Annotated in this window: 10 protein-coding genes; 4 read left to right on the top strand and 6 right to left on the bottom strand. The window is 44.7% G+C overall.

The window, feature by feature from the left end; genetic code table 11:
* Positions 1-3: 3 nt before the first annotated feature.
* Positions 4-1974, bottom strand: coding sequence for an AraC family transcriptional regulator (locus BUA17_RS07005; protein ID WP_072733047.1), 1971 nt, complete (start codon positions 1972-1974; stop codon positions 4-6).
* A 375-nt stretch (positions 1975-2349) separates the two neighbouring features.
* The gene (locus BUA17_RS07010) at positions 2350-2961 is read right to left on the bottom strand and encodes a TetR/AcrR family transcriptional regulator (protein ID WP_072733048.1); all 612 of its coding nucleotides are present in this window, start codon (positions 2959-2961) and stop codon (positions 2350-2352) included.
* Positions 2962-3298: 337 nt separating this feature from the next.
* Here BUA17_RS07010 and BUA17_RS07015 point away from each other — a divergent pair, with 337 nt between their 5' ends.
* Positions 3299-4231, top strand: a complete 933-nt coding sequence (locus tag BUA17_RS07015; RefSeq protein WP_072733049.1) for an alpha/beta hydrolase family protein — start codon at positions 3299-3301, stop codon at positions 4229-4231.
* Between the two features lie 979 nt (positions 4232-5210).
* On the opposite strand, the gene BUA17_RS07025 is transcribed toward BUA17_RS07015, so the two are convergent.
* Positions 5211-6095 (bottom strand): LysR family transcriptional regulator, encoded by an 885-nt coding sequence (locus tag BUA17_RS07025; RefSeq protein ID WP_063563777.1) that lies wholly within the window; start codon positions 6093-6095, stop codon positions 5211-5213.
* 164 nt (positions 6096-6259) lie between these two features.
* On the opposite strand from BUA17_RS07025, the gene BUA17_RS07030 reads away from it, so the two are divergent.
* Positions 6260-7312: an SDR family oxidoreductase gene (locus BUA17_RS07030; protein ID WP_072733050.1), complete on the top strand. Its 1053-nt coding sequence runs from the start codon at positions 6260-6262 to the stop codon at positions 7310-7312.
* A 457-nt stretch (positions 7313-7769) separates the two neighbouring features.
* On the opposite strand, the gene BUA17_RS07035 is transcribed toward BUA17_RS07030, so the two are convergent.
* Genes BUA17_RS07035 through BUA17_RS07045 form a run of 3 tightly spaced genes read right to left on the bottom strand, consistent with a single transcriptional unit; the run spans position 7770 to position 14007 of the window.
* Positions 7770-12212 carry a carbohydrate binding domain-containing protein gene (locus BUA17_RS07035; RefSeq protein WP_072733051.1) on the bottom strand — a complete coding sequence of 1481 codons (4443 nt, stop codon included), beginning with the start codon at positions 12210-12212 and terminating at the stop codon, positions 7770-7772.
* A gap of 40 nt (positions 12213-12252) precedes the next feature.
* Entirely contained in the window at positions 12253-13131 is an 879-nt protein-coding gene (locus tag BUA17_RS07040) for a carbohydrate ABC transporter permease (RefSeq protein WP_063563774.1), read from the bottom strand.
* A gap of 15 nt (positions 13132-13146) precedes the next feature.
* Positions 13147-14007 carry an ABC transporter permease gene (locus BUA17_RS07045; protein ID WP_063563969.1) on the bottom strand — a complete coding sequence of 287 codons (861 nt, stop codon included), beginning with the start codon at positions 14005-14007 and terminating at the stop codon, positions 13147-13149.
* A gap of 236 nt (positions 14008-14243) precedes the next feature.
* Here BUA17_RS07045 and BUA17_RS07050 point away from each other — a divergent pair, with 236 nt between their 5' ends.
* A complete protein-coding gene (locus tag BUA17_RS07050; protein WP_072733052.1) occupies positions 14244-15953 on the top strand; it encodes a sensor histidine kinase in 1710 nt (569 codons plus the stop codon).
* Positions 15954-15962: 9 nt separating this feature from the next.
* Positions 15963-17603: a response regulator gene (locus tag BUA17_RS07055; protein ID WP_072733053.1), complete on the top strand. Its 1641-nt coding sequence runs from the start codon at positions 15963-15965 to the stop codon at positions 17601-17603.
* Positions 17604-17666 lie beyond the last annotated feature (63 nt).

Genomic DNA, 17666 nt, shown 5'->3' on the forward strand with positions numbered 1-17666 from the left:
CTCTTATTTAGCCATTGTCAGCAATTGATTTACAATATGATCAATTAATGCACTGGAAGTCATTATATCCGTGGACCAAGATAGCGATGTACCCACTGTTACGATCCGATTATGTTGCACAGCAGGTAGCGATTTCCAGACCGTATTATCAGTAGGAACTTTCGTATCTCCTATAGCGATTAGATAATCCCCTATGTAAGCAGCCAAGACCTCCATAGAGATATCTCCCCAATATTTATCTGAGTCAATAATATCAGTTTGAACTTTCGACGGTGCCTTCATTTTAAGTTCATTATAAACAAGGTCGCCAACCGCATGCTTGGCTCCAGCGATGTAGTTACTTTTATCACTGAATTCTCCCATAGTAATCGTCACGTCTGAAAGACCTGCATTCTGAAGGGCTAGCTTGGCTTCTTCGATTTTTCCGGCATAAGCACTCAAAACAGCCTTAGCCTCTTCCTGCTTGTTCAAAACATCGCCTATAAAATGTATCCGTTCTTCTGTAGTCATATCACCATAAGGGACATAAATTGTCGGGGCAATTTTGGATAAATCTTCATAATTTTCATCGCCCCATGCTAAAATGATCAGATCAGGCTCAAGAGTCATGACATCTTCCGGCTCCATAGCTACTTTAATGGAGTCTGTAATCTGGTTAGCAAAAACAGCCTCTTTCCCGTCCCTTGCCGCTCTCGCCACACCTAGTGGAGTTACACCTAGAGCCACTACATCGCCAACCAAATAATCGACTACAACACGCTGAGGGTTGTTAGGCACCTTAACGTCACCCTTTACTGTGGATATCGTTCTCGTCTGCGAAACTGCTTCTGAAGCTTTCGTATCCGATACTTCCGATTGTGTTGTCTGTTGTGTCTGCGCAGGGATTGGATTCACCGTCCCCCCGTTATTCGATGGCGTTCCCGACGCACATGCCGACAATAAAAACATCAAACTCATCGCCGCCGCCAAGATCATTTCTTTACTTCTTACTTTTCCAAACATAGTTGATTCCCCTTCTCTATAAGACTGGACTAGACCCGCTAGTTCCCTCTCATAGTAAAGAAAATGAGAATCATTATCAATACCATCAACCTGCATGGATAGTGCGTTTATTTTCCGATAATCACTTGGTGTCATCTTGTAATACTTCTTAAACATCCGAAACAGATTTTTCTCATCTGTAAAACCAGTTCCTGTTGCAATCTCTTTAATGGTTGCTTCTGTATGCTTCAATTCCTGACAGGCAGCTTCAATCCTTTTCTGAATGAGGTACTCCTGTAAGCTCATCCCTTCCTTCTTTTTGAACAGCCGTGTCAATTGCCCACCACTGATCCCAAACATATCGGCAATTTCTTGAAACATAATCGGCTGCATGTAATGTTTATCGAGATATATCTTGGTAGAACAGGCTGGATCTGGCTGGAGATACCGAATCTCACCGCTCTCAAAATCTCTGTATACCCCATGAACCAATTGATATAGAAAACTTTTGGCCTGCAGCTGATCCATCGCCTTGCCGCGTTTCCAACCATTCATCAACTGTTGAAACCAATCAAGTAGCAAGATAGGATTACTTGGTGTATAACCAAACTGTTGAACGAATGGATTCACTTCCTCCAGTAATTGCTGCAGGTGCCTCTTGAAAAAAAGAGGTGATTCTGCTTTATAAAACACCATAAAGGTCTTCACAATCTCCCCTTTTGGCGAAATACTGAGCAGGCTCCCTTTCCCGCCGTGAACTAAACCGAAGCGTTCCATTCCAAATGTGGTTTCATTCAGTTGAATTTGCGCTTCTCCTCCATATGCATAGATAAACATGCTACTAGGCATTTTATACTGCTCCAAAGGGGTTTGGGACGCTACATTCTGAAAGCGTACATCTATTAATGTAATGATCGAACGTGTCCAAATACGGGCCATCGTATCGATCATCTCCGGTGTAAATACCTGGCTTGCTTCTGCTTCTTCTTGCATCTATCCGCGCTCCCTCATCACACTTTTTCTATATATCAACCATTGATTGATATTGATTATCAATATCATTATTCATGAGGTAAGTATATCATCATTAAGTGATATTGGGGGAGCAGGCAACGGAAACTAAAAAAACTGACGTCGGTAGAGTACCGATGCCAGTTTGCCGCCAAGGTTCTTTTTCAATGTAAACAAAATGGGAAAAGAACTTGATTCCTTATAATAAAAAAGCCACTAAAATAGCGGCTTTACAGGGCATTGCTCATGTCTCTCGACATATTGAGTTTATCAACATCCCCCTAAGTGCTTAGGTAATGGAGCTGGTACCATGCGTAATTTTTATTTTACTACATACCGAATCTCTCGATATCCCCTTCAGAGAGCACGGTAACGCAACCCATCTACAAGCAGAGAAACAATATTTTTTGCATGCTCTATATCATCGTTGTCTACTGCCGTACTTAGGCTTGCTACCGCCCACAACAATTCATCTGGTGTAATCTTGGCACGTACTTCATCTACAGCTGTTGCTGTTTCAATCAAAGTCTTTAGAGCTGGACTTAATTCCTCTACAAAGCAAATAGGTAAGGTTTCGTATGCCGGATCGCTAGAATGTAGAGCTGCAGCGAGTCCTCGTTTAGTTGCTATGAACTCCAAGTAACGCAACAGCCATCGCTCCAGTGCCTCAACAGGTTTATATTTATCAGCTAAGTCTACTGCAGCATCTGCACAAGCATCGATCTCCTGACGAAAAACAGCTTCAATTAAGTCTGAACGTTGTGGAAAATGACGGTAAACAGTTCCAACCCCTACGCCAGCCTTATCCGCAATCTCACGAACTGGAGCGTCTACCCCCGAGGTTGCGAACACTGTCATTGCTGACTGGAGCAAAGCATTAATGTTGCGTTGTGCATCGGCACGCACGCTTCGAACTGTCTGCTGACGAGGCTCCAATCCTTCACTGCGATCTTCCGTTTTGTCGTTCATATAAGTTATATCCCCCATAAGTTAATTCTACATTACGTCAATGGAATTTAGCTACTGTCCTATTCTTCATATTAACAAGACATAATCATAGCTTCAAACAAAAGAGTATTCCATATTCAAATTGGACATTGAAACAGGGCCTGTAGAATCCACTCATTACATCATCCAATGTAATCTAAAATACTGTGGATGATGTAATGAGTTTAATAAATATCTTGCAAATGGAACTTCGTTCCGCATATAATAGGAACAACGTTCCACTTACGTTCTGCTATAGCAGAACATAGGCGAACTCATAAATATTAATTGTTTAAAGAGAAAGGAAGGGATATTTAATATGAAAATCAATATGAGCGCTCCCTCTACCATCGTCTCTGTGAAGTCGATAGCACTAAAAGCCCCAGGTCGTGGTGAGGATTTGTTAGTGAAAATATCCGCCCCAACAACTGGAGGCAATTTGCCAATTATTCTTTTCGCACACGGTAACGGATCTTCGCTTGACGGCTATAGCCCTTTGACCGACTTCTGGGCTGCTCACGGTTTCGTGGTCATTCAACCTACGTTCCTCGATTCGAGAACTGTTGGCCTTACTCATGACGATCCCCGTAAACCACGGATTTGGCGTTACCGAGTCGAGGACATGAAGCGAATCCTCGATAATTTAGACCTTATTGAATCTGCCGTACCAGGCCTCAGTGGACGCACTGACCGAAGCCGAATAGCAGCAGCCGGACATTCCTTCGGCGGCCAAACGGCAGGCAATCTTTTGGGATTGCGAGTCCTCGACCCAGAAACTAAGAAGGACGTGGACCTGTCCGACTCACGCATCAAAGCGGGCGTGCTGTTCGCCACCGCTGGACAAGGTGGCGACAACCTGACACCGTTCGCGACCGAGAATATGCCGCACTTGAACGTGAGCTTCACGCACATGACCACACCCACGCTTGTGATCGTCGGGGACCAGGACTATACCCCGCAAAAGTATCAGTTGACCGTCCGCGGCCCGGAATGGATGTCCGACCCCTACTTCCTGAGCCCAGGAGCCGAGAGCCTGCTCACCTTATTCGGTGCAGAACACTCACTTGGCGGAATCCCAGGTTATGAGGTTACGGAAACAACAGATGAAAATCCAGAACATGTCGCCTTAATTCAGCTGGTCTCATGGGCTTATCTTTGTCATGCGCTGGATATTGAACATGACAGCTGGTCGGCAGTTCAAAAGACTTTGTCAGAAGATCCAAATCCAATCGGTCGAATTGAATCCAAGTAAACTTTCACAAGAGCTAGATACGCTCCTTTACCCACCTCTCACTGGGAATGGAGAGCTAGTTCCAGTGTCAATATTTCGCTTTTTAAATACCTAGCCATCCGTATTTATCTCTTATCGTGTTTGTTGTTCCACAACAATATGAACATTTTCATATGTTATGGTACTTAATAAAGGTTCTAACTGTATATCCTTCATTATTTATCGATCTAATCAGGAATCGGACCTGGTTCTTATCCGATGAATGGTCCACTAAATTATCAAATCTAAATTTAAACGACGGATTCCCAGGTAGAAATACTGGGAATCCGTCGTAAGCCTATTTTAGAATTAGCTTATTTAAAGGGATCCTTATGCCATGTATTATCCCCCATTATCCTATCAATAATATGTTGTGATTCCCAAACAGCTGCGATCTCTAATCCTTCGCATTCTTTTATGTCAGCAGGTTTAATCTCACCCTTGTAATAAATTGAATACTCACCTGTAAGTTGATCAATGACACATGCAGGAGGTGGCCAAGCCTCTTCTTCATTAACAAATGGTCGGTTTTCTACTACAGGCCAATCACCTCATTTTAGAACATCATCATAAACCCCAACAATAAATTGATAATTCTCTTGCTGCGCTTATCCTCAAAGGTGTTTCCCATATAGTTATAGATGGCTATACTTGCATCTTTAAATCTTCTTCCAAATGCAAATTTACCATTTGGCAGAGGTATGGCATATAGATCTCCCAATTTAATGCGCTTGCGTTTTGTATTTTTCAGGGTTTTCCAAACTCCTTCGTAGCAGCTTTAGAATATGCGTACTTTCCAACAGTTGTTCATCTATTTGTATGATAAGTATTTGGAGCTCTCTGCCAATCTATAAACCCGTCAGGTTCAAACCATCATACGTTTAGCTTTCTTTCCACCCAGAATTTGCACTTTCGTAACATCTAAGTCCTGATCCTAAGATTAATGAAAACATGTATGAGACTATTTCAAGGTATTCACTTGCTCACGGATCTTCTTTATAAAGTCATTTAAATCGTACTCATGTTTATGTTTCAATTTATAGCCCAAAAATATTTCATTCTTTACAATCATATCTCCGAAAACAACCTTAACCATGGAATTAGGCTGTTGTTGATTCAAAATATAAGTTGGAATAAGACTGATGCCCGCCCCATCTCCAATAACTCTTAATATCATATGAACATTTGGAATGATATGAACAGGTTTAATTAAGGGACGATTCCTGAAGTGTTCTCGCCAATATCTGCGTATAATAGGTAACTCCAATCCGTAACTGATCCATTGCTGTTTCAAAAGCCATTCTTCTCGAATTATTAACTCATTACTTACAGGTACATCCAAAGAATTCGGGGCAACTAAAACAAATTGTTCTTCTAAAAGCCTGGTGTATTCAATTCCTGGAGCCAGGAATTTCTTCGAGGTGATAATCACATCTACCCGGTCTTCTTTCAGAAGCTCTAAACATTGCTCTGCATCCCCAAAATAGGCTACAGTACTTACTTCATACTCGGATAGATTACGAAGAATGATTTCGCTATACATTTCTGGGGCAGACCCTATTTTCACAACGTTCATCGTCGGCAGTGAGGTTGATTTAAGTCCCATGGTTGCTTGTTCTAAGGCCTCAATAAGTGGGGCAACTTGTGAATACAATTCTTTTCCTCGTTCGGTTGGAATCATTTTCCGTGCAGTCCGCTTAAACAATGGTTCTCCAGTTTCAGCTTCCAGTGCAGCTAAATGTTGACTCATGGCTGGTTGAGTCATAATCCGTGCCTTCGCCGCTTCGGAGACAGAGCTATGTTTGTATATGGCAATAAAACTTCTGTACCACTCAAAATCGAGCATTAAAACATTCCTCCGATGTACTTAAGAGTCAATAATATGTTACCAACATACATCATACAAACATATTATTATAAAATTATTTATAATAATAATGAAATTTCATAATTTGATTTATGGAATTTGGTGACCTATGATAGCTTCATAACCATTAAGGAGGATTGAGAATGACTAAATACAAGGCTCTTGTCGTAGGTGCAACTGGTATTATTGGAAGCTATATTCTTGATCATTTAAGTATATTGGACGAATGGGATGCAATCGGTGTTGCAAGAAATATCCCCAAAAAGAACCCTGAACGTTATGTAAGTCTGGATTTATTAAATCCTGAATTGCTTAGGAATAAACTGGAACAAATCCGAGGCATCACTCATATCTTTTATGCTGCATATCAAGATTTCCCTGCACAATCTCAAGAACAGCTTGATGTGAATACAAGTATGCTGGCTAATGTCGTGAAAGCTGTTGAGGAGACCTCGAATTCATTGGACCGAGTTATTTTGATGCAGGGTGCAAAAGTATATGGGGTCCATCTCGGGAAATTTAAGACGCCTGCGAAAGAAAATGATCCAAGGCATCTTCCTCCAAACTTTTATTATAACCAGGAGGATTTTTTACGAACTCACCAAAAAGGAAAGAGTTGGACTTGGACGATTCTACGCCCTGATGTCGTTGCTGGTGTATCCATTGGTAATCCAATGAGTATTGCCATGGTTCTTGGCGTATATGCATCAATTTCCAAAGAGTTAGCCCTTCCACTTCGCTTCCCAGGTAAAGAAAATGCTTATAAAGCACTAGTCCAATTTACAGATGCTTCTCTTCTTGCGCGAGCTTCTGAATGGGCAGCCCTTCAAAAACATACTGCACTTGAAGTTTTCAATATCACAAACGGAGACCTTTTCCGCTGGGAAGACCTTTGGCCAAAATTAGCTCAGTACTTTAAAATAGACGCTGGCCCGATACAGACGATTTCTTTGACAGAGCTAATGCCTTTACAAAAAGAAACTTGGGCCAGTATGGTTAACAAATATGATTTGCTGCAAACTCCATATGAAAAAGTTGCTGCTTGGCCATTTGGTGATTTTGTATTTGGATGCGACTATGATGTTATTTCAGATACTACAAAAATTAAGCAATTCGGTTTTCATGAAGTGATGGATACAGAAAAAGAATTATTTGCTGTTATGGATGAACTAAAAAAACAAAAACTCATTCCCTAAACTTAGTATTTCATATTACAATACAAATTCGAGTGTTTTGAGGGCGACCAATTGCTGATTCCGGAAATTGTAGATGCCGATACCGCTTTTCAAATGATTTCATCGATTGATATTGCGGCATTTGCCGTCATTGCCTTTAACTAGCCGGAGAACTTTACACGAGAAGTGGTTGAAATTGTCGGAGGTTAAATTTCCCTCCCATCCTTTGAAGGCCTTCTAAGAAATGTTTATACATTGGTTTACTGTCTTTAGTTCTGAAGAATCTCCATTCAACACTCCTCCAGTCAAGTGGACTACTTTGATGGATATATTCCCTCACTCGATCCCGTCATCACGGGCTACGGCGTCCGCGCTTAGGCCGCAAAAAAAGAATCCAGGTGCACCCGGATTCTTTTTTTGCGAACAGATATATTCTTTGGGGAAAGCATCCAAGCATTAATCTATGGTAGGCATTGGGTTATTTGGCTGGCCCCAAGTTAATCAGGGTGACATCAGACAATGTAATTGTCGTATCACTGTCTTCCGTCCCGGAAATGTTGCCCATGTCAAGAACAATTCGAGTATTCGCATAGCTTGGTTCGGTAGCTTCGAACTTGTAGGAATACTCTTGTTCCTCTGTGGACAGGTCCACTCGCTCTCCAAAAAAACCGTGCCAAGCATATTTGGCGGGAACGTCGACCCAGCCGATGCCCAATCCCATTTTTCGCGCCTTATCCGCTTTGGCTTTGAAGGTAAGTTTGTAGATATAACCTTGCTGAACGCCAAACCCTTCATTAATGACCTGTCGATCCCATGGATTGCTCCCTACTTGGCCGATTCGAGCTAGCAACTGTTGATTCGCAACACTAATTGCTAGATTTGCAGGATTGCCGTCTACGTACGTGAACCAGCCTTCGCTTCCTTTCGCAAAGTCGCCGTTCGGAATCAGATTGACAGACACCGGCTGTCCGCCCTGATCAGCGCCTGGATTCACTTCAAATAATGCCACGTTTTGGATCAACACGTTATGCGGTTTAGACAACGGATATCCCAATCCAAAGGCCAGCACGGCCTCTGAATCGGAAGTGCCTCCCATCGTAAATGTATACGCATACTGCTGCTTCTCCTCAGTCAGTTCCACCGTTTCTTCCATATACTTGGCGAATTCTCCGCCGCTCTGCGAGATCACGGCCTGCATTGATTTTGGATCGGATACGGAAGCCTCGAAGCTCAGCCGGTATGTCTTTCCGGCATCCAGCGCAAGTTGGCCTTGCTGCAATAACGCATCCCACCAATTTCCGATTGTCACTGGCAAGGCAATGCGGATGCCAGTTTGACCTTCATACGAAGCCGTGAGGTCGGCAGGAGTCAGTTCCCAATGGGTACGATCTGCTGCCAGTTCGCCATTCTTTAACTTATTCTGTGAAATATCAAGCCAGTGTGTATTGTACTCATTGCCTTCAAAATTTACGTAATACTGGCTTCCCGCTTTCAGCGAAACCGGTGGTAAATACACAGTTTTGTAAGTTTGCCAGCCCCCCGTGTCTCCAAGAAGAAGATCGGCGCTTGCAATCGTCGTCCCTTGTTCATTCTTGACGCTGAAGCGAACTTTTGAATCACTCTTAGCACTGGCTAACCGCGTGGAGAAAGCGTAAACTCCCTCGTTCGTCACATCGATCTTGTATTGCAGCAAGTCTCCTTCATCCATGTAACTGACATGTTTGCCACCTTCATCGGAGTTTTCTATTTGTAACCCTTGCATCATCCAGGCATCTACTGCAGGAATGTGCGTATACCCATGAATCGTTACAGGTTTACCACGTTTCGTAAGGCGAACATTGTCTACATAGACCTTGCCCGTGGAACTGCCGAATAATAGACGAAGTTCGGACATTGCTGTAGCCGTACCCTCTCCGATCACAATCTCACCGGTGTAGTTCTTCATCTCTTGCCCAAGCCGGATCTGCTGTCCTTGATGAACTTGTACGGCATGACCATCGCTGCTGGTCATGTCGATGTCCATTGTGCGCGGCGCATCGGACTTGGCGTCGAACGAGAAACCATAGGTCGTGCCTGCTTCCAGTTTCATGTCCGGCTGAACCACAACTACTTGATCAGGCCGGCTATTGGTTTGCTCAACATCAACCACGAGTTGTCTTTCCATGATCGGGAATTTCAAGAAGTTGTTTACGGAGACCTGGGCTTCCGCACCCGACTGGATCTGAGTGGACCAGAATCCCAAACGGTTTTTGCCTTGATCAAACGTGCCGTTGAAGACGTAATTGCCATCCGGTAGCGCTTTTCGTTCTATCGGCAGTGGATCTGCTTCGCCAATTTCGATCAGTCTGACATTGGACACAGTCACGGAAGCGTCACTCAGTCCCAAATTGAATTCGAATCTGGCATTGTTATCCGTTCCATCCCGCATATTGAAGGTGTATTCGTACGGGTTCCAATCCGTAGTTAAGGAGAAAGATTTTTCACCGGAATAGTTCGTCCAGCTTTTTTCAAACTGAGTCACTTTGGATCGTATCACCCGGTTTGCAGATGCCTTGGCATCAAAATGCACCTTATATTTTTTATTTTTCTTCACGTAGATCGGCATTTGCGTTAGTTGCACGGAATAATTTTCGGTTCCTGCCTGCGTGATCGTAACTTTCGCAGCTTTACCTTTCTGTTCATCCTCAACGACCTCTACCTTACCAGCCCCGCTGGCATTCGTGATGAATTTCCATTGGCTCGGCACACCATCAGCACCCAAACCTTCGGCAAAGCGTTCATTATAGATCTGGTTGCCATCCGCTTGAGGTTCGCGTTGTCGTTCAGGCTCGATCGGATTCGATGTTACGTCCGGCCATTCGTTCAGGTTTTTGTACGAATACACCCGGACGAAATCCACATTCATCTTTTCTGAGACAAACTCGCTTTCTGGTGATCCCGGCCAGTCTCCGCCTACCGCCAAGTTCAGGATCAGATAGAACGGACGATCGAACGGTGCTGGGAAGGTGTAACTCTCCGGCTGGCCCGCAGCTGTCGTCTGCCAGTTATTCACCTGATGATGCAGTTTCCCGTCAACGTAGAAGCGAATCAAACCTGGTAGCCACTCTACCTGAAAATCATGATATTCGTCTGCAAAGGACTTGCCTTCGGGCAATGTAAACTTCCCTTGATCATGACCGTGTGAACCGTCAGCCTTCACGGAATCATAGTGGAGTGTGCTGTATACTTCGTGTTCGGCCTCTTTGCCGCCGATCAACTCCATGATGTCGATCTCTCCGGATGACGGCCATCCTCCGTAATGGGCTTCATCCGTAGGCATCATCCAGATTGCGGGCCACATGCCTTTCTGTACAGAAAGTTTGGCGCGCACAACCACTTTGCCATATGTCCAGTCGCCTTTCCCCATCGTCATCAATTTGCCCGAGGTATACTCTTTGCCGCTCTTCGACTCCCGTTTTGCCTCGATTTGCAACACGTTTCGTTCGCCATCCTTGACGACGCGTGTATTGTTCGGGCTGTAATACTGCAATTCGTTGTTGTAGACGAGCCCGGTATCCTCAACGATCCATTTGGAAGCATCCACGGAAGACCCACTGAATTCGTCGTTCCAAACCAGTTCCCATTGTTCATTCGGAATTGTCGTTGCAGGAATCGGCTTTTCACCTGCTGGATTTCCGGGAACGGATGGCGTCTGTCCGCTCGGTATCGACGATATCGGATCATTCGACCCATTGACGGGCGTTGATGGTTTGGATGGCACAGTCTGCTCAATTTCAGGCGTCATCATCGTGTGCTGCCCTGGAGTGATTTTTTTTCCGTTAACGAGTACGTCCGTTGCATCCACCTTCAGCAGCTTGATCTTGCCTTTTGTATTAATGCGGGTGTGCCGAGCTTTGTCCAAAATCGTAAGCGCATCGACGATGGTGTCGGAAGAAAGTTCAACCGTTGCTTTACGCAAGACAAGCATCTCTTCAACTTGACTGCCTCCTGCAATCTCCAGGTGTACTGGAACGGAAGCATTGTCGACCACGACGCGCTTCAGTTTGGAGTTGCGGATATGGATAGAGTGGCTTCCGCCGCCTTTCACGATTACGCTTCCGGTGACGGTCACACCATCCAGCGCCACGGTACCATCACCAATGCCTTCAGTTAGTAACAAGTTACCGTTTACGGTTGTGTTCTTTAACGTCGCGTCGGCAGACCGAACGATTAAATTACCCTCGACCTTGGATTCATACGTGCCCGGAGCGCTTATAACATCCCCAATCATAGAGGACAATAACATTGCTGCTTCTGCTCGCGTAATGTTCGACTGCGGAGTAAGTTTACCACTGTATCCGTTTACAATTTTCTCACTGATAAAATAACTGAGTGCTTTTCTGGCATACCCTGCTACATCTGTCTCATCTTTAAAACTTGACACTACTCGTTCATCTTCCTTGCCTGTCGATAGCTGAAACGCACGATCCGCCATGACAGCAGCGTCTTGCCGGGTGATCGGTCGTTGCGGTGACAGGTGCGCTGCATCCGTTCCCTGGATGATTCCCGAGCCATTTGCCCGCATTAATGCATCATAGTACCAGTCCTCTTCATAAACGTCCGAAAAAGATGCTGATCGTGGACCGCCTGCAAATCCGAATACTCGGTCCAGCATCACCACAAACTCGGCCCGGCTGATGATTTCATTAGGCTTAAATGTGCCGTCCGCATAACCACTGGTCAAAGCAAGATCTTGCATGCGCGCCACGGCAGTTTCTGCCCAGTGTCCCGTCAGATCCTTATAAGGAGCGGAATGCAGGCTAGTCGCCTGCACATGTTCCGCCTCCGCTTGCTGCTGTGCGCTTTCTGCCCCGACAATTGCCGGATAAATCAGTGAAACCATCATGCTTCCTGCTACGAGACATGCCAATCCCTTTTTCAATCGTATTCCCCCTTCATCGTATTGTCATTGCCAGTCAGTACTATTCTTTCACTGCCCCAATGACGATTCCTTTCACGAAAAAGCGTTGCAAAAATGGATAGACCAGCAAAATAGGCAATGCGCCGATAAAGATCTGTGCCGCGCGAACCGTACGCTGGGAGACGTTCTCCAGCATGGACGGGTCCACATTGATTTTACTGAGGTCTTGTTGCACGATAATCGTCTGAAGCAGCGAAGCTAGTGGATAATTTTTAACATCCGACATATAGATCATGCCGTCGAACCAGGAGTTCCATTGATACACCATGGTGAACAAGGACAGTGTGGCGATTGCCGGAAGGGACAGCGGGATGTAGACCAACACCAGGGTTTTGATATGACCCGCGCCATCCAGATAAGCCGCCTCCTCCAATTCTTTTGGCAACCCCCGAAAGAAGTTCATCATGAGTATGACATTCCACACGGACAATGCTCCCGGCAGAATAAGCGCCCAGATCGTATCCATCAAACCTAGTTTCTGGATCAGAATATAACTCGGTATAAGACCGCCGCTGAATAAAATCGTGAAAACAAAGAACCACGTGTACATCGAGCGACCCTTAAAACTAATATCTTCCTTTGATAACGGAAAGGCCGTAATCAGCATAATGACCATCCCGATAATGGTAGCAATTACAGTACGTTTGACCGAGACCATCAAGGAGTTGATAAAGTTCGAATTGCCAAACGTCTTCACATAGGCATCAGTCGTAAACCCGATGGGCCAGAAGCTGACCAGATTGGAAGAGGCCGGTGCCATGCTGCTGAACGAAACAGCCAAAATATGAATGATAGGTAATATGCAGAGCAGCGATAACACTCCGAGAAAAATATAATTGGCAACACTGAATATTCGATACCCTTTTGTTTTGTAATACAATCCCTTTTCTCCTCTCTAGAACACTCGGTAGTTAGCCATTTTATAAGCGAGTCGGTATGAGATAACAATCAAAATGGTTGCAACCACGGATTTGAACAACCCTACCGCTGTGGCAAAACTCATCTTGCCGTTCAGGATACCGAGTCGATATACGAAGGTATCGATAATGTCTCCTTTGTCATAAACAAGTGGATTGTACAGGTTGAACACCTGATCGAATCCCGCATTCAGAATGTTTCCGATGGAGAGTGTCATAAGTACTATGGTGATCGGCATCAGCGCAGGAATGGTAATATGCAGAGTCTGCTTGAACCGGTTGGCTCCATCCACTTCTGCTGCTTCATACAATGAAGGATTTATTCCTGCGAGAGAGGCCAAAAACACGATTGTTCCAAAGCCGAATTCTTTCCAAATATCACTAATTATAAGTGTTATGCGAAACCATGTCCCATCCCCCAGGAAAAATATCGGGTCCCCTCCCAGTGCAACAATAAGCCTGTTCACCATGCCTCCTTGCGGAGAAAGGATGTCAAGCAAAATCCCGCCCAAGATAACCCAAGAGAGGAAGTGAGGCAGATAAACGAGTGTTTGGCTTACTCTTTTAAAAGCGACCAAACGGACTTCGTTTAACAAGATTGCGAAAAGAAATGGTGCGACCAATCCTGCGACAATTTTGAAAAAAGCAATGATTAAGGTGTTCCAGATTACTTGGCCGACATCGGGATATAAAAACAAATATTTAAAATTGTCCCAACCCACCCATTTGGATTCTGAAAATCCAAGGTAGGGTTTGAAATCCTGGAAAGCGATAACAATCCCACCCATTGGTATGTACTGAAATACTACGGCCAGCAAAACCGCCGGAACGAGCATCATATGCAAGGACCAATTTCGTTGTATATTCCAGCGCTTTTTTACCTTGATGGCCCGCCGCTTGCTCGGCGTTTCTATCGTATGTTCCTTCACCCCAACATCCCCCATGTTCTAAAAATTTATATTTTACAAGTCCCCAGGAACTTGTATATTAAAATTATAGCAACGGTCATTAGCGATCTATATCCTAATATTGCAACAACGATAACAATATTTTAATAAGTTGAGGAGGTTGAACGTTGCTCACCCGTTTGAATGTCTTTACCAAAATTACGCTGCTGTTTGTGATACTGCTTATTCTGGTTCTGTTTCTCTACACATACTCCAACAGAGAAAGCGTGCGTGTTATCAAACACGAGATTCAGAACAACACCATGAATCACTTGTCAACCTTTGCCGATTCTGTAGAATCCAATATATACCAACTATCCCTCTACGGAATGTCTATCGGACAGGATTCCAGCATTCAGGAGTACCAGCGCCCGGATTACAAGGATGTCCCCTATGAACGTGTCAAAGTCGGAAGTGCCATTTTGGAAAAAATGAATCTCTACAACGCGGCCAGCAAATGGCATTCGACTATCACGTTGTATTTTCCGCGTCTGCATAAAGTGATTTCAACGGACTATTATGCATTCATCCCGTACAGGGAAGATGAATTTACAGAACCGCTCTCGAAGTCATGGACGTATACCCATAATCAGTTTGAGTGGTATACTACGGAGCCAACTACAGCGATTGGCAAGCCGGGCAAGGCCAGATTAATTACCAAAATCAGCTTCCCTGTGCGTCACTTAACTGCCATGCTGGATCAGAACAAATTAAACAACAAAGGTGATCCCTTCATGTTTCATCCTGAGTTCGGCTTAATCACCAACAGCAGCGGAAAGGACACCCTGAATGCTGTCCAGTTCAAGCTGCAAGAGGCGAATTTACAGGCAAAAGGAGGATTCACCACCAAGATGAATCAAACGGAATACTATGTCTCGTATATTCAATCCGACAGTCTGGGATGGTACTATGTAGACTATGTTCCTATGCAGCAGATCCTAAGACCGATTACGAGCAGCCGTAACCTTTTTTACGCATCAATTGCTGTTCTGATCGCCATGAGCGTTGTTGTGTTGTATGTGCTGTATCGGAGTGTGCAACTCCCACTTCTTCAATTGGTGAAAGGAACGAATCGATTGTCGACCGGAGACTTTTCCGTTCGCCTGCATCATTCCTCACGCAATGAATTCAGCCTGTTGTTTGCACGATTCAACATCATGGCACAACGAATCCAGGAGTTGATTGAGAATGTGTACGAAGAAAAATTGAGGAGTCGCGAAGCCACGCTGAAACAGCTTCAATCTCAGATTAACCCGCATTTTCTCTACAATTGCCTCTTCTACATCAAGAACATGGCCAGGATGAAAAATGAAAAAGCAGTCGTAGCAATGGCTCTGAATCTGGGCGAGTATTATCGATACATAACAAGGTCTGAGAATGATCAAGCAACGATCAAGGAAGAACTGACGATGGTCAAAAACTATCTGGAGATCCAATCGCTAAGGTTGGAACGAATGCATTTTACAATCGACGTGCCCCATGATATTTTAGATAGGACCGTGCCCAGGTTGACGCTCCAGCCCATTATTGAGAACGCTATCATTCACGGGATTGAGCCCCGAATAGAAAACGGCGAGATCAGCATTCATGCAATTTACAAGAACGAAATGTATACGATAACGGTCGAAGACAGTGGTCTTGGTATGACCGATGACCAACTCGATCAATTGAGGAGCAATCTTCACAAACCGCTCGACGGAAACATGGGTTGTGGCACCTGGAATGTCCATCAACGTTTGTATTTTCTGTACGGTGAAGGAGCAGGACTGAATTATGAGCATTCGACCATGGGCGGAGTGAAAGTCAGCATCACATGGCACGACAATACCAACGAGTAGGTGACACTCATGTTACAGATTTTATTAGTCGACGATGAACGTTCAGTCGTGGAAACATTAGCCGAAACCATTCCATGGGAAAGCTGCGGAATCAGTGTAGTCCACGAAGCGTTATCTGGTGATGTAGCGCTCGAGATTATGGAGAATCACGACATAGATATCGTAATTACGGACATACGTATGCCTGAGATGTCTGGTATCGCCCTTATTACGGCAATCCACGAACGGTGGCCGCATGTGCAGACCATCCTTTTGTCAGGATACGCCGATTTTGAATATGCGAAGCAGGCTATTGCTAAAGAAAGCTTTGATTATTTGCTGAAACCGGTGAGCGATGAAGACCTGATCGAAACCATGCAGCGTCTCGTGGACCGGATCAAGAAAAAGTGGGAAACCGCGGCGTCATACCAACGGGCATTAAATGCTTTTCAGGATAACCTGCCTTTATTGCAATCCACTATGCTTCATGAATTGCTGACGGGTAAAACCTATTCCTCGGCAGTGCTGGCAGACAAGCTCGAGCTGCTGGAACTACCCTACTCGATTGATGAAGATCTAGGTATGCTGGTCATACGTATGGAGGAACACTTGTCCGAAATGGCACACAGCGACCTCTCATTAATGGAATATGCCATATGCAATATCATTAGCGAAGTGACGCATAATCATTTTCATATCTGGCACACACGAGATGTTCATGATTATCTTGTCGTCCTGGTCAGCGTCAAACATTCCGGCGCCAAGAATTTTAACAAGGATGAGAAGCCGCAAACGCTGCTGGAGCATTATGCGGCCCAAATTCAAACGAACGTGCAGTTGTACTTGAAAGGCGCCATCTCCATCTCGGTTTCCCGTTGGGGCAAGTTTCCTTACGAAATTGGAGAAATATATGAGGGTGCCGTAAGGTCCATGCGAAAGCGGATGGGTCAAACACAAGGTTTGTTCGTGACGGCTTCGGATGAAACGGATGTCCATCCACTGCCAGCAATCCGTTCTCTCTACAAGCCGCCAACACTCATTAGTCTGTTGGAAGCCGGACGTTTCGACGATGTGGAACAGAAAATCGAGGTGATTTTTGAAGAGCTGCTGCATTCGGGAGAGCATCATGATATCGTGGAGACGACGATTGAAGTGTACCATGCCTTAGCCGGGGCCTTTGCTTATATAATCCACAAAAACGGGAAGCAGATCTCTACCCTCCTGCCCGCTGAAACATATCGGTATTTTCAAGCACCAAGTTATGGTACCGCACAGCAGTTGAAAGACTGGTCCATCCGGACACTCCATTACATAAGCGAAGATGCTGAACAAGAGCTGAAGGACAATCACAGCACCATCGTCCGCAGTGTCAAAAGCTTTGTGGACCTGCACCTGGCTTCAGACGTATCCTTGCCAGCGATTGCAGATCATGTTCACCTGCATCCTGTTTACTTATCCAAAGTCTATAAGGCAGAGACTGGAGAAGCTCTTACAGCATATGTATATCGATTACGAATGGAAAAAGCGGCCTATTATTTGCGGACGTCAGGCGCGAAGGTATTCGAAGTAGCCGATCTTGTCGGATATAACAATACTGCATATTTCATACGTGTTTTCAAAAAGTTCTATGACCTTACTCCGCAAGAATACAGGGAGAATCTACCCGTCTGAACCTAACATCGTCCCGTCCATTTGCTATCTTAGCCGCTTTTCATGACGTATCTCCAAAAAAGG

The sequence above is a fragment of the Paenibacillus sp. ov031 genome, from assembly GCF_900143165.1.
GTDB lineage: Bacteria > Bacillota > Bacilli > Paenibacillales > Paenibacillaceae > Paenibacillus > Paenibacillus marchantiae.

Coding starts and splice junctions, on each gene's coding strand:
- BUA17_RS07005 (WP_072733047.1), bottom strand. CDS start 1,974: ATGCAAGAAGAAGCAGAAGCAAGCCAGGTATTTACACCGGAGATGATC.
- BUA17_RS07045 (WP_063563969.1), bottom strand. CDS start 14,007: ATGATGCTCGTTCCGGCGGTTTTGCTGGCCGTAGTATTTCAGTACATA.
- BUA17_RS07030 (WP_072733050.1), top strand. CDS start 6,260: ATGACTAAATACAAGGCTCTTGTCGTAGGTGCAACTGGTATTATTGGA.
- BUA17_RS07025 (WP_063563777.1), bottom strand. CDS start 6,095: ATGCTCGATTTTGAGTGGTACAGAAGTTTTATTGCCATATACAAACAT.
- BUA17_RS07015 (WP_072733049.1), top strand. CDS start 3,299: ATGAAAATCAATATGAGCGCTCCCTCTACCATCGTCTCTGTGAAGTCG.
- BUA17_RS07055 (WP_072733053.1), top strand. CDS start 15,963: ATGTTACAGATTTTATTAGTCGACGATGAACGTTCAGTCGTGGAAACA.
- BUA17_RS07010 (WP_072733048.1), bottom strand. CDS start 2,961: ATGAACGACAAAACGGAAGATCGCAGTGAAGGATTGGAGCCTCGTCAG.